The sequence below is a fragment of the Pseudomonas sp. P4_C4 genome, assembly GCF_056402055.1.
Genome location: NZ_JBFUID010000018.1, coordinates 46,024 through 66,411, shown reverse-complemented (window position 1 = coordinate 66,411; position 20,388 = coordinate 46,024). Strand labels below are relative to the sequence as shown.

Below are 20,388 nucleotides of genomic sequence, written 5' to 3'. Positions count from 1 at the left end.
AATTTTTTGACGGGTTATACAACTCGACGCTGTCGAGCGTGCCCCGGGACCCGGAACCCGGAACCCGCAATGATCATGATCTGCCCACTGTGCAAACACACGGCACAATGGTCTGCACGGGCCTCGATCAGTGGAGAAACAAGAGACCAGGCATCTGCAGACGCATCGTAGCGTTCGACGTCGGAAATCGACGCCGACGCTCCAATGTCGAGTTGCTGCCAAAGGGTCGGGGTCGTGCCCTCAGGCTGGCGACCAGCCTCGGATTGATTGCGCCCTGCCTCGTTGAGACCACCTGCCACCAGCACACGACCGTCAAATTGAACGGTAGCCGAGTGATATGCCCGCGGGACGCCCAGGGATGCGACCGTGTCGAAATAATCGTCGATGATATTGTTCATGGAAATACTCCGTTGCTGAGAGTTCGTTTGAGTACAGTGATTCAGAAACAACAAATCACCTCCTTTCGCCCGAAACCAAGCTACGGGTCATGCATTGATTGGCCTACTGTCGGAAATAACAGGTAGACGCAGAAAGATTTCAAATCGGTGCTATCGCAATTGCACTCGACTGAATGATGGCAGCCCTTGGAATGAGGTGGTCGGGTACGCGATAGAAACATTGACGTGGATTGTCAGGTCCTGCGAATAGTTCTCTGTCGTTTGAAAGATTGCTATCGCGAGCAGGCTCGCTCCCACAGGGTTGCTGGTCAACTGTGGTAGCGAGCCTGCTCGCTAAGGGGCCGATTCAGACAAATAGAGGTCTCAGAGACTACCGCCCACCACCCAGATCAACGAATGTCCCCGTCGCATAAGAAGCCTTGTCCGACAGCAACCAGACAATCGCCTCCGCCACCTCATCCGGACGCCCGCCCCGGGCCATCGGAATCGCCGATTCCAGTTTGCTGACCCGATCCGGGTCACCGCTCAAGGCATGGAAATCGGTGTAGATGAAGCCAGGGCGCACGGCATTGACCCGAATCCCCTCGCCCGCCACTTCCTTGGACAGACCGATGGTGAAGGTGTCCAGCGCGCCTTTGGAGGCCGCGTAGTCGACGTACTCGTTGGGCGATCCCAAACGCGAGGCGACAGACGATACGTTAACGATGCTGCCGCCCTGCCCTCCGTGCCTGGGCGACATGCGCAGGATCGCGTGCTTGGCGCAGAGGATCGGCGCCAGGACGTTGGTTTTCATGATTTTGAGAATGCGGAACTCGGACATCTCGTCGACCCGGGACTTTTGCCCGACGGTGCCGGCGTTGTTCACCAGCGCGGTGACCCGGCCCAGTTCGCTGTCTACCCGATCGAACAGCGCGATGACTTCGTCTTCGATGCTGACGTCGGCCCGCACCGCAATGGCTTGTGCACCGAGGGCACGGACTTGCTCGAGCACGCCGAGTGCAGCCTGTTCGTCGGCCTGGTAGTTGATGCAGATCCGATAGCCCTGCGCGGCGGCCAACAGCGCGGTGGCGGCACCAATGCCGCGGCTACCGCCGGTGATGACGATGACTTTGTCCATGCGAGCTTTCCCCCAATCAAAGCTTAAGCGGTCGGGGGCTAGAATAACCGCCATTGACGGTTTTTGCATGGCTTCACGTCAGCTGTCATGTCATCGACATTTCGCGTTCTGAACTGGCTTTCAACTGCTCGACCAATTGCTCCCCGCGATGGATTTCCACCATGAAGCCTGCGGCCGGCAACGGATGCCCCAGCAGGTACCCCTGCAACGAATCGCAACCGAGTTGAGTCAGGAAGTCCTGCTGCACACCCGTCTCCACACCTTCGGCGACGATGCGCAACCCCAGCGCCTGGCCGAGGGCGACGATGGCCGAAACGATGGCGGCGTCATCGCTGTCGTGCTCCAGGTCGCGGACAAAACCGCGGTCGATCTTCAGTTCGTTGGCCGGCAGGCGCTTGAGGTACATCAAGCTCGAATAGCCAGTACCAAAGTCGTCGATGGACAGGTCGACGCCCATTTCCGAGAGTTCCTGAAGCACCGTCATGCTCGCATCGGCATCGCTCATGGCGGTGGTTTCAGTGATTTCCAGGGTCAGGCTGTTGGCCGGCAGATGGTGAGTCGCCAGGGCCTTGGCGACGCTCTGGACCAGCCCGGAATGACAGAACTGGATGGCCGAAAGGTTCACTGCAATGCGCCAATCGGTGCAGCCCGACACGTACCACTCGCGCATCTGCCGGCAGGCTTCGTTGAGTACCCACTCGCCAATCGGGATGATCAGGCCGGTTTTTTCCGCCATTTCGATGAATTTGTCCGGCAACAGCATCCCTTGCGTCGGGTGCTCCCAGCGCAACAACGCCTCGGCGCCCACCGGACGGCCATTGGCGGCGTCGAACTTGGGCTGGTAATACAGGCTGAATTCCTGTTGTTCCACGGCATTGCGCAAGTCCTGCAGCAATTGCAGCTGTTTGCGGGCGTTGCTGTTCATCGAGGCATCGAAAAAACTGTAGCCGTTTTTACCCGCGCCCTTGGCGTGATACATCGCCGCGTCGGCGTTCATCAGCAACTCCTGGGCGGACTGCCCATTACCCGGGTAGAGCGCAATGCCGACGCTGGCGGAAATGTGCAAATCATGTTCGGCAACCCGGAACGCCCGCGCGATCAACCCGACCTGACGGGCCGCCAGGCTCAAGGCGTCGTTCTGTTCGCTCAATTGCACCAGCAACACGAACTCGTCGCCGCCGATGCGCGCCAAGGTGTCCTGGCTACGCAAGTCTTCGCGCAGGCGCAAGGCCACTTCGCGCAACAGCAAATCACCCATATGGTGACCAAAGGCATCGTTGACCGGTTTGAAGCCGTCCAGATCGATGAACATCAGGGCAAAGCAGCCACCCTCTTCCCGGACCCACGACATGGCCTGATCGATACGATCAGCGAGCAACATCCGGTTCGGCAACCCGGTGAGGGTGTCATGCAGGGCCAGTTGGGTCAGTTCACGGTTGGCCTCGGTCAGCGACTCGGCCAGGCTCGCGGTGCGGGCCTCCAGGCGCGCATCGAGGATCGAGGTCAGCAAAGCGATGCTCAGCACCGCCAGCGTGGTGACCAGTACCAGGTTGTCCAGGCCCTTGCCGCTCAGGCCATTGACCACCGCCCCGCAAAAGCTGCCATCGGCAAAGCGTGCGGCGGCCATGCCGGTGTAGTGCATGCCGACGATGGCGATACCCATGATCACGGCGGCACCACCACGGATCAGACGGACATAAGGCGTGTGCTGGCGCAGGCGGAAAGCAATCCACAATGCCGCGCCCGAAGCACCGACAGCGATCATCAGCGAGGTGCCGAACAGCGTCGGGTCGTAGTCGATGCCCGGTTGCATGCGCATGGCGGCCATGCCGGTGTAGTGCATCGCGCTGATGCCGGCGCCCATGACCAACGCGCCAAAGGCCAGTTGCCAGGCCGGTAATTGCGGCTGGCTGACCAGCCACAGCGCAAAACCGCTGGAGAGCACGCCAATCAGCAGCGACAACAGGGTGATGGTGCCGTCGTACCCCAGGTCGATCGGCAACTTGAACGCGAGCATGCCGATAAAGTGCATCGACCAGATGCCGATGCCCATGGCAATGGCCCCGCCCGCGGTCCACAAATGCACGGCGCGGCCTTTGGCAGTGGCAATGCGTCCGGTCAGGTCGAGTGCGGTGTATGAGGCGAGAATCGCGACACAGAGCGAAATGATGACCAGGGTGGGGGAATAGCTACCGATGAGCATGGGGACTTCTCGCGCATGCCCCCGTCAATGGTATTGATTCTCGCTGGGGGGCAAATGCGGCGATTGTACTGATTCCAAATGAGAACGCACTCACAAAATGAGCAAAGGGCCATCAGTCCGATGAAACGCTTGTTTTAAGGTTTTACATTAACTCGCTTCAAGCTGCTGGCGCCACAAAACCTTTGGGATAGCAGCGTGCGTTAGATTGCACTATCGGCTTTCACTCACCTGAAGCTGCCCATCCCAGCCACCCCCCAACGCGGCAATCAACTGCACGCTGGCTATCAAGCGGCTTTGCAGCAGGTCCAGGTTACTGCGCTCATTGCTCAGCGCCGCCGCCTGGGTCACCACCACATCGATGTAGGCAATCAAACCGGCCTTGTACTGGTTCTGGGTCAAGCGTAGCGATTCACGAGCGGCGTCCAGTGCCTGTTGGCGCACGACGGCTTCGTCTTCAAGCACCTTGAGCTGCACCAGGAAGTTTTCCACCTCGCGGAATCCGTCCAGCACGGTCTGGCGGTACTTGGCCACCGTTTCGTCATAGGCCGCTTCACTGCGATCGACTTCCGCCGAGCGCTGGCCGCCGTCGAACAGGGTCATGGCCAATTGCGGTCCGACCGACCAGAAGCGGTTCGGCAGGCTGATCCAGTTGGAATAGGTGCTGCTGCTATAACCGCCGTTCATGTTCAGTGTCAGATCGGGGTAATAGGCGGCCTTGGCCACACCGATGTTGGCGTTGGCGGCCATCACCGAACGCTCGGCGGCAGCAATGTCCGGGCGCCGCTCCAGTAACTGCGAAGGCAGCGCCGACGGTACTTGCGGCAACGGCGGAATGTCCTGGCTTTCCGCCAGGCTGAACTGCGCCGGTGGCAAGCCGATCAGCACGGCAATGGCGTTCTCGAACTGGGCGCGTTGCCAGATCAGGTCGATCATATCGGCTTCGGTGCCCTTGAGCTGCGTCTGAGCCTGGGCCACGGCGTCCTTGCCGGATACGCCTGCGCGGTACTGGTTCTCGGTCATTTTCAGCGAACGCTGATAAGCCTCGACCGTGTCCTGGAGCAAGCGCTTCTGACCATCGATCACGCGCAATTGCAGGTAATTCTGCACCAGCTCCGACTGTTGACTCAGGCGCATCGCGGCCAAATCGGCAAAGCTGGCCTGGGCATTCGCGGTGTCGGCTTCCAGGCCCCGGCGCAGCTTGCCCCAGACATCCGCTTCCCAACTGACGCCCGCCTGGGCCGAGTACGTGTCGCGAATACCGCTGGAAGAACTGCTCAGGCTGGAGTTGCTGCTGCCGGTGCCCTGGCTTGAGCGGTTCTTGCTGACGTTCAGGTCGACCGTCGGGAAAAACGCCCCGCGTGCGCTGCGCACCAACGCCTGGGCCTGCCGGTACTGGGCTTCGGACTGGGCGACGGTCTGGTTGGAGCTGTTGAGCTTTTCGACCAGGTCGTTGAGCTGCCGGTCACCATACAACTCCCACCACGCACCACGCGCCAAGGCATCGCTCGGATTGGCCTGACGCCAGCCCTCTGCGGCCTTGTACTGCGCCGGTTCCGCGGTTTGCGGGCGCTGGTAATCCGGGCCGACGGCGCAGGCACTGAGCATCGCCACGCACAGTGACAGGCTCAACACACGCGAGCCTCGGGCTGTGATCAGCGGTGCAGCCAGGTTGAAAAGCGAACGTTCAGTCATAGCGGAGTTTCCAGAGCAGCATCGGTACGCACCCCACGCCATTTATTGAAGCGATGGCGCAGTTTGTCGAGATAGAGGTAAACCACCGGGGTGGTGTAAAGCGTCAGCACCTGGCTGAAGATCAGCCCGCCGATGATGGTCAGGCCCAGTGGCTGGCGCATTTCCGCCCCTTCGGCACGGCTCAGCAGCAACGGCAAGGCACCGAGGATCGCCGCCAGGGTGGTCATCAGAATAGGTCGCAAACGTTGCAGGCAGGCACTGCGAATCGATTCCAGCGGTGCCATGCCCTGGTGTCGTTCCAGTTGCAACGCCAGGTCGATCATCAGAATGGCGTTTTTCTTCACCACGCCGATCAGCAGAAACAGCCCCAGCAACGAAATCAGGCTGAACTCGCCGCCCAGTGCATAGATCGACAGCAACGCGCCGACCCCGGCCGACGGCAGCGTGGACAGGATGGTCAGCGGATGAATGTAGCTTTCGTACAACACGCCGAGCACCAGATACACCGCCACCAGCGCGCCGAGAATCATGAACGGCTGGCTTTTTTGCGTGGCGGCAAAGGCGTCGGCGGTGCCGGCCATTTTCACGATCACGTCTTCCGGCAGGCCGACCTTGGCAATCGCTCGTTCAATGGCGGCACTGCCCTGCTCCACGGTCACGCCTTCGGCCATGTCGAAGGCAATGCTTTCCGAAGCGAACTGGCCTTCGTGGCTGACCCGGTCGTTTTCCAGGCTGTTTTCGTAATGGGCAATGGTCGACAGCGGGATCCGCGCGCCGTCAGCGGTGATCACCTGGACCTGCTTGAGAGTGATCGGGTCCTGGGCGTATTTCGGATTGACCTCCATCACCACCTGATACTGGTTGAGGCTGTCGTAGATGGTTGAAATCTGCCGCTGACTGTAGGCGTTGTTCAGTACCGCCGTGACCATGTCCATATCGACACCCAGGCGCTTGGCCTGGTCGCGGTCGACGATCAGGGTCACTTGCCGGGCACCCCGGCCTTCCCGCGCATCGATTGCCGTCAGTTCCGGCAAGGCCCGGAGCGCAGTGACGACTTTCGGATACCACTCGCGCAACGCCCCCAGATCCCCGCTTTGCAAGATGTACGAGTATTGCGAACTGGTCTGTTCGCGGCCGCCACCGAATTGCAGGTCCTGGTCGGCCATGAGCATCAGTTGTGCGCCGGGGACCTTGGGCATTTCCTTGCGCAGGCGTTCGATGACTTTCTGTGCGGAAATGTTGCGTTCCTTGATCGGCTTCAGGCGCACCAGCATGAAGGCGTTGTTGGTGCCGTTGGAACCGCCAATGAACCCGGCGACGCTTTCTACGGCCTCGTCCTTCAACACCGCCCGGCGGAAAATCTCCATCTTCGGCTGCATCACACTGAACGAGAGGCCGTCGTCGCCGCGCACGAAACCGATCAGCTGGCCGGTATCCTGCTGCGGCATAAATGTTTTAGGAACAACCACATACAACGCGATGTTCACACCAATTGTCACGAATAGACTGAGCAACGTCAGGCGCTTGTGGCGCAGCACCCAGTCGAGGCTGGTGGCGTATTTGCCGACCATCCAGTCGTTGGCCCGCCGGCTCCAGCGTTGCAGGCGGTTCTCCTGCCCCGGCGTATGCGGCTTGAGCCATCGGGCGCAGAGCATCGGGGTCAGGGTCAACGACACCAGCAGCGAGACCACGATGGCCGCCGCCAGGGTGATGGAGAATTCGCGGAACAGGCTTTCAATGATCCCGCCCATGAACAGGATCGACAGGAACACCGCCACCAGCGACACGTTCATCGACAACAAAGTAAAACCGACTTCCTGGGCACCGAGGTACGCTGCCCGCATCGGCCGCACGCCTTCGTCGATGTGCCGGGAAATGTTCTCCAGCACCACGATGGCATCGTCCACCACCAGCCCGGTGGCCAGGATCAGCGCCATCAGCGACAGGTTGTTCAGCGAAAAACCGTAGAGGTACATCACGGCAAAGGTGCCGACCAGCGACACCGGCACCGCCAGCGTCGGAATCAGCGAGGCGCGGAAGTTACCGAGGAACAGGAACACCACCAGAATCACCAGCGCCACGGCGATCAGCAGGGTCATTTCCGCTTCGTGCAGCGTCGCCTTGATGACGGGCGAGCGGTCCATGGCCAGGTTCAGCTTGACGCTGGCCGGCAACACCGCCTGCAATGCCGGCAGTTGCGCCTTGATCTCGTTGACCGTCTCGATGATGTTGGCGCCGGCCTGCCGGTTGATCACCAGCAGCACCGCCGCGTCGTCGTTGAAGAAACCGCTGTTGTAGCGGTCCTCGACGCCATCGCTGACTTTCGCCACATCCTTCAGGCGCAGGGCCGCGCCGCCGTTGTAGTGGATGATCAGCGACTCGTAGTCCTTGGCCTTTTCCAACTGGTCGTTGGCCTGGACCTGCCACAGCCGTTGATCGTCTTCCACCGAGCCCTTGGGCCGGCGCACGTTGGCATTGGCGATGGTGTTGCGCACATCGTCCAGGGCCACGCCGTACTGGTTCAGCGACTGCGGTTCGAGCTCGATACGTACCGCCGGCAGGGAACTGCCGCCGATCTGCACCTCGCCGACGCCCTGCACCTGGGACAGGCTCTGGGACAGGATCGTCGAGGCCAGGTCATAGAGCTGGCCTTTTTCCAGCACATCCGAGGTCAGCGACAGCACCATGATCGGCGCCTGGGACGGGTTGACCTTCTTGTAGGTCGGCATGCTGCGCATCCCGCTCGGCAGCAGGTTGCGCGAGGCATTGATGGCCGCCTGCACTTCCCGCGCCGCGCCGTTGATGTCGCGGTCGAGGTCGAATTGCAGGATCACCCGGGTCGATCCCTGGCTGGACCGGCTGCTCATGGTGTTGACCCCGGCAATGGCGCCGAAAGAGCGTTCCAGCGGCGTGGCCACGGTCGATGCCATCACCTCGGGGCTGGCCCCGGGCAGACTGGCCTGGACCACGATCACCGGAAAGTCCATTTGCGGCAGCGGCGACACGGGCAGCAAACCGAAGCTCACGCCACCCAGCAGCATGATCGCCAGGCTCAGCAGCATGGTCGCCACCGGGCGTTTGATGAAAGGTCCCGAAAGGTTCATGGCTGCTCTACCGCTTCCACGGACTCAGGCTTGCGACCCCAGCGCCGACCGAGACGGTCGAAGTACAGGTAGATCACAGGCGTTGTGAACAGCGTCAGAACCTGGCTCAGCAGCAATCCGCCAACCATCACCAGACCCAGCGGCTGGCGCAGTTCTGCGCCGGAACCGGTGGCCAGCATCAACGGCACGGCACCGAACAACGCGGCCAGGGTGGTCATCAGGATCGGCCGAAAACGCAGCAAGGCCGCCTGATAGATCGCCGTTTGCGGGTCCATGCCCTGGTTGCGCTCGGCGTCGAGGGCGAAGTCGATCATCATGATCGCGTTCTTCTTGACGATGCCGATCAGCAGAATGATGCCGATGATCGCGATCATGCCCAGGTCGTTGCCGCTGAGGATCAACGCCAGCAAGGCGCCCACCGCCGCCGAAGGCAGGGTCGAAAGAATGGTGATCGGGTGGATGTAGCTCTCGTAGAGCACGCCCAGCACGATGTACATGGTCACCACCGCCGCCAGGATCAGCAGCAAAGTGCTCGACAGCGAAGCCTGGAACGCCTGCGCCGCGCCCTGGAACTGGGTCTGCACGCCAATCGGCATGCCGATGTCCTTCTGCACCTGCTCGATGATCTCGACCGCATGCCCCAGCGCCACGCCGGGCGCCAGGTTGAAGGACATCATCACTGCCGGGAACTGGCCGATATGGGTGATCGCCAGTTGCGCCTGGCGCTCCTCGATATGCGCCAGGCTGGACAGGCGCACCTGCCCGCCATCGGTGGTCTTGACGTGAATCTGGTTCAACGCATCCGGGCCGATCTTCTCGCCGGCCTGCGATTGCAGCACCACGCGGTACTGACTGGCCTGGGTGTAGATGGTGGAAATCTGCCGCTGACCAAAGGCGTCGTACAGCGCATCGGTGATGTTCGACACCGACACCCCGACCCGCGATGCCGCATCGCGGTCGATCACCAGGTAGACCTGCAAGCCCTTGTCCTGCAAATCGCTGGCGACGTCGGTCAACTCCGGCCGGTCGGCCAAGGCCTCCACCAGACGCCCGCTCCACAGGCTCAGCAACTCCGAATCCGGCGACGACATGCTGAACTGGTACTGCGTGCGGCTGACCCGGTCTTCGATGGTCAGGTCCTGCACCGGCTGCATGAACAGGCGGATGCCGACCAGTTTGTCCAGCTCCGGTTGCAGCCGGGCAATCACTTGCGTGGCGCTCAGGTCGCGGTTGTGGTGCGACTTGAGGTTGATCAGCAACCGACCGCTGTTGAGGGTCGAGTTGTCGCCATCCACGCCAATGTAGGAGGACAGGCTCTCGACCGCCGGGTCGGCCAGGATGACCTTGGCCAGTTCCTGCTGGCGCTCGCTCATGGCGGTGAAGGAAATCGATTGCGGCGCTTCGGAAATGCCCTGGATGACGCCGGTGTCCTGCACCGGGAAGAAACCCTTGGGCACCACCATGTAGAGGAATACCGTCAGCGCTAATGTGCCAATGGCCACCATCAAGGTCAGTGGCTGGTGCTTGAGCACCCACTGCAACTTGCGTCCGTAGGCGGCGATCATCCAGTCGATGAACGCGCCGCTGGCACGGTAGAAGCGGCCCTGCTCTGCTTCCTTGGGTTCACGCTTGAGCAACCGCGCGCACATCATCGGCGTCAGGGTCAGGGAAACCACCAGGGAAATCAGGATCGCCACCGCCAGCGTAATGGCGAACTCGCGGAATAGCCGCCCGACCACGTCCGCCATGAACAGCAGCGGGATCAGCACGGCGATCAGCGACAACGTCAGGGAGATCAGGGTGAAACCGATCTGTTTGGCACCCTTGAGCGCCGCGTTCAGCGGGCTGTCGCCCTCCTCGATGAAGCGCGCAATGTTCTCCAGCATGACGATCGCATCGTCCACCACGAAACCGGTGGCGATGGTCAGGGCCATCAGGGTCAGGTTGTTGACCGAGAACCCTGCCAGGTACATCACGCCGAACGTACCGATCAGCGACAGCGGTACGGCCACCGATGGAATGATCGTGGCGCTGGCGCGACGCAGGAACAGGAAGGTGACCATGACCACCAGGGCGATGGCGATCAGCAATTCATGCTGCACGTCCTTGACCGAGGCGCGGATGGTCTGGGTGCGGTCGGTCAGCACCACCACGTCGAGGCCGGCCGGCAGGTTGTCGGTGATGCTCGGCAACAGGGCCTTGATCCGGTCCACCACCTCGATGACGTTGGCGCCGGGCTGACGCTGGATGTTCAGCAGCACGGCCTGGTTCTCGTTGGCCCAAGCGGCCAGACGCTCGTTCTCGGCGCCGTCGACGATTTCCGCGACGTCCTTGAGTCGCAACGGTGCGCCGTTGGCGTAGGCCAGAATCAGATTGGCGTAGTCCTTGGGCGACGTCAGTTGATCGTTGGCATCGAGCATCGAGACCCGGGTCGGGCCGTCGAAGTTACCCTTGGGCTGGTTGACGTTGGAGGCGCCGATCAGGGTGCGCACATCCGACAGGTTCAGGCCGTTGGCCGCCAGGGCCTCGGGGTTGACCTTGATCCGCACGGCCTGGCGCTGGCCACCGGCAATGCTGACCATGCCGACGCCGCTGATCTGGGCAATCTTCTGTGCCATGCGCGTATCGACCAGATCGTTGAGCTTGGGCAACAGCATGGTCTTGGAGGTGATGGCCAGAGTCAGCACCGGCGTGTCGGCCGGGTTGACCTTGTTGTACACCGGCGGTGCCGGCAGGTCCTTGGGCAGCAAGTTGGTCGCGGCGTTGATCGCCGCCTGAACTTGTTGCTCGGCCACGTCCATGTTGATGTCGAGGCTGAACCGCAGGGTCAGCACCGACGCCCCGCCGGAACTGGTGGAGGTCATTTGCGTCAGGCCGGGCATCTGCCCGAACTGCCGCTCAAGTGGCGCAGTCACTGCGCTGGTCATGACATCCGGGCTGGCGCCGGGATACAGGGTCATGACGCGAATGGTCGGGTAATCGACCTGGGGCAGCGCCGACACCGGCAGCAGCCGATAGGCGATGACGCCGGCCAGGATAATGGCCAGCATGCTCAGCGTGGTGGCTACCGGGCGAAGGATGAACAGCCGCGAGAGATTCATGCGCCGTCCTTTTTCGCCTTGTCAGTGGTCGCAGGCTCAGCCGCGTCGGCCGCCGACTTGCCTTGCAGGTGTTCGGTTGGCGTGGTCGGCACGTCCTGGCGGTCGTTGACCACCTCCACGTCGCTGCCRTCCTTCAGGCGGTCAGTGCCTTCCAATACGACCCGATCGCCCGCCGACAGGCCTTCGGTGACCACAGTGTTCAGGCCGTCACTGGCGCCGACTTTCAACTGACGGATCTTGACCTTCTTGTCACCGTCCAGGACATAGGCGAACGTGCCGTTGGTGCCGAACTGGATCGCGGCGGAAGGCGCCAGTACGACGTCCTTGAGGGTGTCGGCCAGCAGGCGCACATTGACGAACTGATTGGGGAACAGCGACTGATCGCGGTTCTCGTAACGGGCCTTGAATTTCAGGGTGCCGGTGGTGACGTCGATCTGGTTGTCCAGGCTCTGCAGCACGCCCGTGGCTTGCAGTTTGGTATCACCGCGGTCCCAGGCTTCAGCCGGCAGTTTGGCGCCGCTGCGATAACGGGCGAGCACGGTGTCGAGGCTGTTTTCCGGCAAGGTGAAGGCCACGCTGATCGGTTGGGTCTGGGTGATGATCGCCAATGCAGTGGTGTCGTTGGCCGCGACCAGGTTACCGACGTCCAGTTGACGCAGGCCGACGCGACCGGTGATCGGTGCGCGGATCCGGGTGAATTCGAGATTGAGCTTGGCATCGTTGACCGCCGCCTGATTGGTCTTGACGGTGCCCTGGAACTGACCGACCAGCGCTTCGGCGGTGTCCAGGGTCTGCTTGGCAATACTGTCTTCGCGGTACAGGCCGCGATAACGCTCGACATCGACCTGGGCGTTTTTCAGCTGCGCCTGATTCTGCAGCAAGGTGCCTTCGGCCTGGAGCAAGGCGTTCTGGTACGGACGCGGATCGATTTCGGCCAGCAGGTCGCCGGCCTTGACCATCTGCCCTTCTTCGAAATAGATCTTGACCAGCTCACCGCCGACGCGGCTGCGGACATTGATGGTGTTCAGCGCCGTGACCGTGCCCAGCGCCTTGAAGTACAGAGGGAAATCACCAGTGACTGCCGGCGCCACTCGCACCGGTACCGGCCCGGACGCCCCGCCGAATCCAGGTCGCATTCCGCCTGACCTGCCGGTATGCCCCGCGACGGCTTTCTGCCCCGCAGCCTCTTTGGGTGCAGCGCTGCCGGGCCAGAATTTCCAGCACAGGGCGGCGATGACCAACAGGACAAGCAGGCCGAACAGCCAGCGACGAGGACTATGGGAAGCGGAGGATTGCATTGAGTGATCAACCATTGGGCGCGTGGGCTTTTTTACATGAGGCTGAACGATAAGCACTGGCGGGTTTTAAGCAAAGCGCCTTTACCGGCAATTTACCTTTGGCTTACGTAGCAGTGGTTTTGTGTAAGGCACTGAAGCACAAATGAAAACGGCCTGGACAGGGCCAGGCCGTTAAACATTGTAAAGCCAGACTTATTTCAGAACAGCAAGTGCCGCTTCGTAGTTCGGCTCGTCAGCGATTTCGCCAACCAGTTCGCTGTGCAGCACGTTGTCGTTTTCGTCCAGAACCACAACGGCACGAGCGGTCAGGCCTTTGAGCGGGCCGTCGGCGATGGCCACGCCGTAGTTCTGGATGAACTCGGCACCGCGCAGGGTCGACAGGTTCTGTACGTTTTCCAGGCCTTCGGCGCCGCAGAAGCGGGCTTGGGCGAACGGCAGGTCAGCGGAGATGCACAGTACGACAGTGTTGGCCACGTCGCTGGCCTTGGCGTTGAACTGGCGCACGGAAGTGGCGCACGTCGGGGTATCAATGCTTGGGAAGATGTTCAGTACTTTGCGCTTGCCGGCAAAGTCTTTCAGGGTGACGTCGGACAGATTGCCGGCAACCAGGGAAAAGGCTGGCGCCTTGGAACCGGCTTGTGGCAGTTGGCCGTTGACTTGAACCGGGTTGCCTTTAAGAGTGACTTGAGCCATGAACGGAGTCCTTCTGAACGTTGTGGTGGAGAATTTTGACGAGGCCGAAGTTAACCACGAAATTGTCCTACGACCTATGGTCAAACATAAATTGTCATGTATCAGCGTACAAAACTGGATACAAACCTTACCCCCGTGGGAGCGAGCCTGCTCGCGATAGCGCTATGTCATTCAACATCGCAGGTGACTGATCTGACGCCATCGCGAGCAGGCTCGCTCCCACAAGATCCCGGCGCTACTTAAGCAATTGCAGCATGTTCCGATGTCGCGCCTCGAAAATCCGCCGCATATAGGAATTCACAAGCAGCGCTTCCACCAACGCACCGCCAATCGCCGAATACGTCACCCGGTCGGTGTATAGCGTACCGCCCTCTCCCGCCTCGACCCGATGTTCATGACGAAAGGCACGCATCGGCCCGTTGAGCATCTCGTCGATGAAATGCCACTCGCCGACTTCACGAATCACCACCGTCCAGCTCGACGGAATCACATTGAACATCCAGTGGCGAAAGCGGAATTGCCGCCCGGCTTCAATCCGCAGGTTGTTCAGATCGACATCGCCCAGCGGGGTAATGCGCTCGGGGAAAATCTTCGGAAAGTTGACCCCTTCCAGGCAGAAGTCGAGGACCTGTTCGGGCGTGCGGCCGGGGATGAGTGTAGTGAGTTCCAGAATTGCCATACGGGACACATTCCTTTGATCGTTGGACAGGCTCGCCAGAAATACGGTGTAGCGAAATGGCGGTCGAAAAGAAACCTGCCAAAGTGTCTTCTACAACAATTTTGTCGAGGGGGTGTCGATTTGCACTACAGCCATTCGACCATTTAGCGAGTCACTCAATTACAACGGAGAAATCACCATGCGATTCATGATCATCATCAAGGCCAGCGCCGATTCCGAAGCCGGCGTGATGCCCAGCCAGGAACTGCTGACTGCCATGGGCAACTACAACGAAGAACTGGTCAAGGCCGGCATCATGCTCGCAGGCGAAGGCCTGCACCCCAGCAGCAAAGGCGCCCGCGTAAAGTTTTCGGGGGAGCAACGCTCGGTCATCGACGGCCCCTTCATCGAAACCAAGGAACTGATCGCCGGCTTCTGGTTGTGGAAAGTGAAGTCCAAAGAAGAAGCCATCGAGTGGGTCAAGCGCTGCCCCAACCCGATGCCAGGCACCGAAGCCGAGATCGAGATTCGCCAGGTGTTCGAGGCTGAAGACTTTGGTGCCGAATTCACGCCGGAACTGCGTGCGCAGGAAGAACGGGTGTGGGAGCAGGCGAAGAAGAACTGAATCCCCTGGAGCGAGCTTGCTCGCGAAGGTGGCAGATCAGCCACCATCAGCGTTGAATGTAAATCCGCCATCGCGGGCAAGCCCGCGCACACTGGATCAGTGTGCGCCACCGATCCCCTGTGGGAGCGACGGTGCGGCGATCCGACCTGCTCGCGATTGCAATCGCTCATCCACCACAAAATTCGGCACCTTGTTCCTTTGCCTGATCGACACAAGCACCCTCGCCGCCGAACCCGAACTGCGGGTCAGCGTCAGCCTGCAACCCGCCGATCCCGTCATGGTCGGCAGCCTGGTCGAACTGCAACTGGGTATCTGTGGACCCGACGCAGCCGTCGCAGCCTGACGGCCCGCGCCTGCAAACCTTCCTGCGGACCTGTTACGGCCGTGAACCGGACAAAGATCAGGCGCTGCGCCAAATCAGGGAATCCTTGTCTACGCTGCATAGTCAGGCCGGGCGCAACAGAGAATCAGTCACTTGTGCACTGCATCCGCCCAACCCCGTTCACGAGAAGGATTTCCCATGACGAATTCGATATCGTTGCGCCATCACTGCGCATTCAGCTTCCTGCTGACCCTGGCCTTGAGCCTGCCGTTACTGGTTCAGGCGGCCGAGCCGCTACCCTCCTGGAACGATGGCCCGTCGAAAAAGCAGATCACCGAGTTCGTGCAGACGGTCACCGATCAAAACAGCAAGGACTTCGTAAAGCCCGAGGACCGCATTGCCGTGTTCGATAACGACGGCACTTTGTGGAGCGAGCAGCCGATGTACTTCGAGTTGCTGTTCGCCCTCGAGGAAGTCAAGCGCACCGCGCCGCAGCACCCGGAATGGAAAACCACCCAGCCCTTCCAGGCGGTGCTGGAAAACGATCACAAGGCCCTGGCCGCCACTGGCATGGAAGGCCTGCTGAAGATTTTCGCAGCGACCCACTCCGGCATGACCACCGATGCCTTCGATGACTACGCCAAAACCTGGCTGAGCCAGGCCCGCCATCCAAAAACCGGCAAGCCGTACACCGAGATGATCTTCCAGCCGATGCTGGAAATGCTCGACTACCTGCGCAGCCGGGACTTCAAGACCTACATCGTGTCCGGCGGCGACACCGGGTTCATGCGCGCCTTCGCCGAGAAGGTCTATGGCATCCCGCCAGAACAGGTCATTGGCACCACCTTTGTCACTGCCTATCAATTCAAGGACGGCCAGGCGTCTATCCTGCGCACGCCAAAACTGGCCCACAACGACGATGGCCCGGGCAAACCGGAAAGCATCGACGCCGTGATCGGACGCCGGCCAATCCTCGCCGTTGGCAACTCCGACGGTGACTTGCAAATGCTCCAGTGGACCGCCGCCGGTCCCGGTAAACGCTTCATGGGCCTGGTGCATCACACCGACGCCAAACGCGAATGGGCTTACGACCGGCAATCGCAGATCGGTCGTCTGGACAAGGCTCTGGACGAAGCAAACAAACGTGGCTGGACGGTCGTCGACATGGCGTCCGAATGGCGTCGGATCTATCCGTTCGATGCCTCCACAGCCGAGCAAGTGCAATAAAAAGACGTGATGCAGGACTGCAATAAACGTTTGTCGCAGTACATTACCGGTGGTTTGTCGGGGAGTGATTGGGTGCCTTGCCCGCGAAGGGGCCATCAGCCCAACGCAACGTCATTTGACACACGCCGACCATCCGGCAAAGCTGCATCGAGCTTCATCGCGCACCGCAAGGCAATCGCACCTGGACCATGGAAGTCGTGATGCCGAAACATAAAAATAAAGCTGCAAACCCACACCCTGTTTCGCAACCGACCCTGATCAACCGTTATCTGTTCCCGGTCACCATCGGCATCTTGCTGCTCGCAGTGGCAGGTATTGGCTGGTTTTTGCTGAGCAGTACACCGACGCAGCTCCAGCCAGTCCCTGTCAGCGCCCCTGTCGTCGAATCGGCCAAGCCGCAACCGGTCGCTCTCGTGCCTGCGAAAATGGTCGACGAGCAACAATGCCAGGGCTGCCACGGCGAGCAGGTCAAGGACTGGCAAGGCTCCCATCACCAGTTGGCGATGCAGCAAGCCAACGCCGACACCCTGCTCGGCGACTTCAATAACGTCACCTTCAAGACCGAAAAAGAGACCACGGTGTTCTCGCGCAAAGGCGACGAATTCCGGGTCAACACCCCCGGTGTCGACGGCAAGAATGCCGACTTCAAGGTGGCCTATGCTTTTGGCGTCGCCCCCTTGCAGCAATACCTGATCGAGGTCGGCGAAGGCCGCCTGCAGGCGCTCGGCGTAGCCTGGGATACCGAGAAGCACCGCTGGTTTCACCTGTATCCGGGCCAGGGTGTGAACTTCAAGAACCCGCTGCACTGGAGCAAACCGAGCCAGAACGCCAATTTCATGTGTGTCGAGTGTCACACCACCGGTTTCAAACGCAATTTCGATGCGGCGAAGAACACCTTCGACAGTCACTGGAACAGCCTCGGTGTCGGTTGTCAGGCCTGCCACGGTCCGGCGTCCAGCCACCTGGAATGGACGGCGAAGAAAACCGACCTGATCCATGCCGGATTTGCCGTCGACCTCAAGGACAAGAACGCCACCGTCGAAATCGAAACCTGCGCCCGCTGCCACTCGCGCCGCGCACCATTGGACGACGGTTACACAGTCGGCAAGCGCCTGATGGACGACTACCTGCCGAGCGTTCTGACCCGTGAACTGTACGCGCTGGACGGCAAGATCAAGGACGAAGTGTTCGAACACGGCTCCTTCGCCCAGAGCAAAATGTTCGACAAGGGCGTGCGTTGCAGCAACTGCCACAACCCGCACAGCACTCAATTGAAAGCGCCAGGCAACGGCGTTTGCCTGCAATGCCATAACGCCGCCGGCAAAACCACCGTGGAAGGCGTCGACGGCAAGGGCCTGCAAGCGAAAAACTACGATTCAATCGAACACACGCGCCACACCATGGGCCAACCGGGTTCGCAGTGCGTGGATTGCCACATGCCCGGCAAGTTCTACATGGGCAATGACTTGCGGCATGACCACAGCTTCAGCATTCCCAACCCTGAGCGAGCAAAGATTCTCGGTACGCCGGACGCCTGCCTGACCTGCCACCAGGGCAAGGCCGGCGACAAGATCACCGGGCAATTCAAACTGTGGAACACCGCCAACGCCAGCGCAGTGCAAGCCCCGCGTTACGACGAAAGCCTGTGGCTGATCCGTAACGGTCAACCGGGTGCGGCGCAGGCGCTGTTCGAGCAACTGCGACGCAGCAATCTGCCGGCGATCCAGCACGCGACGCTGCTCGGCGAATTGTCGCTGTATCCGAGCGAACAAGCGTTGAAACTGGCCACCAGGGACCTGAACAACCCGGCGCCTCAAGTACGTGAGAGCGCCATACGCGCGCTCAGCGCATTCCTGCCGCCACCGGAGCGCGCGCAGCTGCTGACCCCCTTGTTGAATGATCCTGTCAGAGCAGTGCGCATCGCCGCCGCCCGGGATTTGCTGAGCGTGGCACGCAATGGACTGGGCACCGCCCAGGACAGCTGGAATGTCGCCATCGCTGAATACGAGACAGTCCAGAAAAGCCTGCCCGAGCGTGCCGAGGCCAACCTCAACCTGGCGATGCTCTATCAGGCTGATGGCCGCAGCGCAGAAGTCGAAGCATTGCTGCGTACCGCCCTGCAACGCGATCCGGACTTCTATCCGGCACTGGTCACCCTGGTGCAATGGCTGGAGGCCAACGGTCGCCGTCAGGAAGGCCATGTCCTGCTGGCGCAAAGCCTCAAGGACCACCCCGACTCAGGCCTGCTGCAACACACCCAGGGCCTTGCGCTGATTCGCGCGGGCATGGCCGCACAGGCCATGCCGTACCTGCGCAAGGCCGCGCAACTGGAGCCACAGAGCGGACAGTTCGGCTATGTGCTGGCGGTGGCCCTGCATGACAGCGGCAAGATTGACGAGGCGTGCGCAGAGCTGGAACGGCTGTTGAAAGAACAACCGTCCAACCGCAATGCCCGCTTGTCGTTGATCCAGTACTACCTGGACAACGGCCAGGAGCCCAAGGCGCAAGTTCTGTTGCAGGGCTGGAAGAAAATGAACATGGGGGACCCGGCGTTGAAATGATGCGGGGCTCAAAGGTCCGTCTGACTTGAGTTTTGTATCGGCATCAGCGACGTCTTCGCGAGCAGGCTCGCTCCCACAGTGGATCCGGGTACAACAGAGATCACCTGTGGGAGCGAGCCTGCTCGCGATGAGGGCGACACATTCAACATCAACGTCGCCTGACTATCCGCCATCGTCGGAACGCCGCCCGGGGCAAGCCCACTCCCACGGGGTCATGTGTCGCTGATCAAAGGCTCAACTGCGATCCCGGGGAATCAGACTTTGCAACTGCTGCGCCAGAAAGTTCGCATCGAAGGGGAACACATCCGGGTCTTTCAAACCGTTGGTCTTGCGCCATTGCCAGCTATTGGAAGGTGGCTGGCAAACCAGTGAGACACTGCCGAAACGCGCAGCGGTCAATCCCATCACCGCCAATGAAATCTGCCCGCCCGCCCCCATCACTTCCGGGACAAACTCCACCGCTCTGCCGGCAATCACAATGGACAGTTTCTCGGTCTTGAATGTCGATGTCTCGACAGGCACGCTGGGACCCGAGGCGACATAGGCTTCCCGGCTCACTTCCAGCAGGTGCGGCGCCTGCACCGGTTCCAGCCACTGCTGGATCTGATCGAACAGCCCACCAATACGCGCTGTCCAATCGGCCGACTGGGACTCAAACAGTTGCTTCTTGTGCGCTTCGCTTTCCGCGTAGTGGCGCAGCATTTCACCCAGTTGCTGTACATCGTCCATTGCAGTGTTCCTTTGGTTGCAGCGGTGCTACGGACATTGAGCATGGCAGATGCGTGCAGCCGGTGTGCAACTAACAGCCGGGAGGTACGCCAGAGGTTTGCCCTGGGTGACTGACTCAACCGGCCTTGGGCGGGCGACGCAGGCGCGCCATGCTCAAGGTGTCCACCAGCACGCCGTCGCGCACGGCGTAATCACGGAAAAGCCCCTCGATTTCGAAGCCGAATTTGCGGTACAGGGCAATGGCCGCTTCGTTGTCGGCGTACACTGAAAGCTCGATGCGCTGCAGATTCATCCAGTTGTCAGCGATATCCAGCGCCGTCGCGAGCAGCTTCGAACCCACGCCCTTGCCCTGCCACGCCACCGCAACGCCCATGCCGAAACTGCCGGCATGGCTGCGACGAATGCGTGAGAACTGCTCCAGGCCAATGTTGCCGACGACCGTCCCTTGATGCAGGGCCACCACTTTCACCAGGCGTTCGTTATCCAGCGCCAGGCGACTGCGCCAGAGTTCGGTGGACTGAAACGGCATTTGCAGGGTTTGACGGGCGATTGCCGGATCGTTGTACAGCGCCGTAATGCCTTCGATATGGGATTCGTTGAAGCGCTCGAGGGTGATAACGGGTTCGGTGGCTGGCATGGGTGAATCATCCTTGAAGCAGA

Annotated in this window: 14 protein-coding genes and 1 pseudogene; 4 read left to right on the top strand and 11 right to left on the bottom strand. The window is 60.8% G+C overall.

All coding sequences use genetic code 11. The annotated features are described in order from the left end of the window. Positions 1-14: 14 nt before the first annotated feature. From AC1DXW_RS11875 to AC1DXW_RS11835, 9 genes are all read right to left on the bottom strand, one after another. Complete coding sequence (locus tag AC1DXW_RS11875; protein ID WP_477754052.1) at positions 15-398, bottom strand: Kelch repeat-containing protein; 384 nt, start codon at positions 396-398, stop codon at positions 15-17. Positions 399-768: 370 nt separating this feature from the next. Continuing rightward, the gene (locus AC1DXW_RS11870) at positions 769-1,515 is read right to left on the bottom strand and encodes an SDR family oxidoreductase (RefSeq protein WP_477754053.1); all 747 of its coding nucleotides are present in this window, start codon (positions 1,513-1,515) and stop codon (positions 769-771) included. Between the two features lie 85 nt (positions 1,516-1,600). Continuing rightward, entirely contained in the window at positions 1,601-3,718 is a 2,118-nt protein-coding gene (locus AC1DXW_RS11865; RefSeq protein ID WP_477760033.1) for a putative bifunctional diguanylate cyclase/phosphodiesterase, read from the bottom strand. Between the two features lie 210 nt (positions 3,719-3,928). Beyond that, positions 3,929-5,410 carry an efflux transporter outer membrane subunit gene (locus AC1DXW_RS11860; RefSeq protein WP_477754055.1) on the bottom strand — a complete coding sequence of 494 codons (1,482 nt, stop codon included), beginning with the start codon at positions 5,408-5,410 and terminating at the stop codon, positions 3,929-3,931. After that, positions 5,407-8,514: an efflux RND transporter permease subunit gene (locus AC1DXW_RS11855; RefSeq protein ID WP_477754056.1), complete on the bottom strand. Its 3,108-nt coding sequence runs from the start codon at positions 8,512-8,514 to the stop codon at positions 5,407-5,409. Before AC1DXW_RS11855 ends, AC1DXW_RS11860 begins: the two co-directional genes overlap by 4 nt. Further along, a complete protein-coding gene (locus AC1DXW_RS11850) occupies positions 8,511-11,615 on the bottom strand; it encodes an MdtB/MuxB family multidrug efflux RND transporter permease subunit (protein ID WP_477754057.1) in 3,105 nt (1,034 codons plus the stop codon). The genes AC1DXW_RS11855 and AC1DXW_RS11850 overlap by 4 nt, the downstream gene beginning before the upstream one ends. After that, positions 11,612-12,928: an MdtA/MuxA family multidrug efflux RND transporter periplasmic adaptor subunit gene (locus AC1DXW_RS11845; protein WP_477754058.1), complete on the bottom strand. Its 1,317-nt coding sequence runs from the start codon at positions 12,926-12,928 to the stop codon at positions 11,612-11,614. The genes AC1DXW_RS11850 and AC1DXW_RS11845 overlap by 4 nt, the downstream gene beginning before the upstream one ends. Positions 12,929-13,105: 177 nt before the next feature. Then, entirely contained in the window at positions 13,106-13,606 is a 501-nt protein-coding gene (gene tpx, locus AC1DXW_RS11840; protein WP_477754059.1) for a thiol peroxidase, read from the bottom strand. 235 nt (positions 13,607-13,841) lie between these two features. After that, positions 13,842-14,285: an SRPBCC family protein gene (locus tag AC1DXW_RS11835; RefSeq protein WP_477754060.1), complete on the bottom strand. Its 444-nt coding sequence runs from the start codon at positions 14,283-14,285 to the stop codon at positions 13,842-13,844. Between the two features lie 178 nt (positions 14,286-14,463). Between AC1DXW_RS11835 and AC1DXW_RS11830 the strand changes: the two genes are divergently transcribed. The 4 genes and pseudogenes from AC1DXW_RS11830 to AC1DXW_RS11815 all read left to right on the top strand — a co-directional run bounded on the left by AC1DXW_RS11830 (position 14,464) and on the right by AC1DXW_RS11815 (position 18,999). Next, on the top strand, positions 14,464-14,889 hold the full coding sequence (locus AC1DXW_RS11830; protein ID WP_477754554.1) for a YciI family protein: 426 nt from the start codon (positions 14,464-14,466) through the stop codon (positions 14,887-14,889). A 306-nt stretch (positions 14,890-15,195) separates the two neighbouring features. Continuing rightward, positions 15,196-15,413, top strand: a pseudogene (locus AC1DXW_RS11825) (BatD family protein); the annotation flags it as partial. Further along, positions 15,410-16,438, top strand: coding sequence for an HAD family hydrolase (locus AC1DXW_RS11820; protein ID WP_477754540.1), 1,029 nt, complete (start codon positions 15,410-15,412; stop codon positions 16,436-16,438). The pseudogene AC1DXW_RS11825 and the gene AC1DXW_RS11820, both read left to right, overlap by 4 nt. Before the next feature lie 200 nt (positions 16,439-16,638). Continuing rightward, positions 16,639-18,999 (top strand): tetratricopeptide repeat protein, encoded by a 2,361-nt coding sequence (locus AC1DXW_RS11815; protein ID WP_477760032.1) that lies wholly within the window; start codon positions 16,639-16,641, stop codon positions 18,997-18,999. 234 nt (positions 19,000-19,233) lie between these two features. On the opposite strand, the gene AC1DXW_RS11810 is transcribed toward AC1DXW_RS11815, so the two are convergent. Together AC1DXW_RS11810 and AC1DXW_RS11805 are read right to left on the bottom strand one after the other, a co-directional pair. Further along, a complete protein-coding gene (locus tag AC1DXW_RS11810) occupies positions 19,234-19,728 on the bottom strand; it encodes a hypothetical protein (RefSeq protein ID WP_477754542.1) in 495 nt (164 codons plus the stop codon). Positions 19,729-19,843: 115 nt separating this feature from the next. Continuing rightward, positions 19,844-20,365: a GNAT family N-acetyltransferase gene (locus AC1DXW_RS11805; RefSeq protein ID WP_477754543.1), complete on the bottom strand. Its 522-nt coding sequence runs from the start codon at positions 20,363-20,365 to the stop codon at positions 19,844-19,846. Between the last annotated feature and the right edge of the window lie 23 nt (positions 20,366-20,388).

What these genes read in the sequence shown, in the direction of transcription:
- tpx (WP_477754059.1), bottom strand. Translation starts at nt 13,606, where the DNA reads ATGGCTCAAGTCACTCTTAAAGGCAACCCGGTTCAAGTCAACGGCCAA.
- AC1DXW_RS11855 (WP_477754056.1), bottom strand. Translation starts at nt 8,514, where the DNA reads ATGAACCTTTCGGGACCTTTCATCAAACGCCCGGTGGCGACCATGCTG.
- AC1DXW_RS11850 (WP_477754057.1), bottom strand. Translation starts at nt 11,615, where the DNA reads ATGAATCTCTCGCGGCTGTTCATCCTTCGCCCGGTAGCCACCACGCTG.
- AC1DXW_RS11815 (WP_477760032.1), top strand. Translation starts at nt 16,639, where the DNA reads ATGCCGAAACATAAAAATAAAGCTGCAAACCCACACCCTGTTTCGCAA.
- AC1DXW_RS11835 (WP_477754060.1), bottom strand. Translation starts at nt 14,285, where the DNA reads ATGGCAATTCTGGAACTCACTACACTCATCCCCGGCCGCACGCCCGAA.
- AC1DXW_RS11810 (WP_477754542.1), bottom strand. Translation starts at nt 19,728, where the DNA reads ATGGACGATGTACAGCAACTGGGTGAAATGCTGCGCCACTACGCGGAA.
- AC1DXW_RS11870 (WP_477754053.1), bottom strand. Translation starts at nt 1,515, where the DNA reads ATGGACAAAGTCATCGTCATCACCGGCGGTAGCCGCGGCATTGGTGCC.
- AC1DXW_RS11830 (WP_477754554.1), top strand. Translation starts at nt 14,464, where the DNA reads ATGCGATTCATGATCATCATCAAGGCCAGCGCCGATTCCGAAGCCGGC.
- AC1DXW_RS11865 (WP_477760033.1), bottom strand. Translation starts at nt 3,718, where the DNA reads ATGCTCATCGGTAGCTATTCCCCCACCCTGGTCATCATTTCGCTCTGT.
- AC1DXW_RS11875 (WP_477754052.1), bottom strand. Translation starts at nt 398, where the DNA reads ATGAACAATATCATCGACGATTATTTCGACACGGTCGCATCCCTGGGC.
- AC1DXW_RS11820 (WP_477754540.1), top strand. Translation starts at nt 15,410, where the DNA reads ATGACGAATTCGATATCGTTGCGCCATCACTGCGCATTCAGCTTCCTG.
- AC1DXW_RS11860 (WP_477754055.1), bottom strand. Translation starts at nt 5,410, where the DNA reads ATGACTGAACGTTCGCTTTTCAACCTGGCTGCACCGCTGATCACAGCC.
- AC1DXW_RS11805 (WP_477754543.1), bottom strand. Translation starts at nt 20,365, where the DNA reads ATGCCAGCCACCGAACCCGTTATCACCCTCGAGCGCTTCAACGAATCC.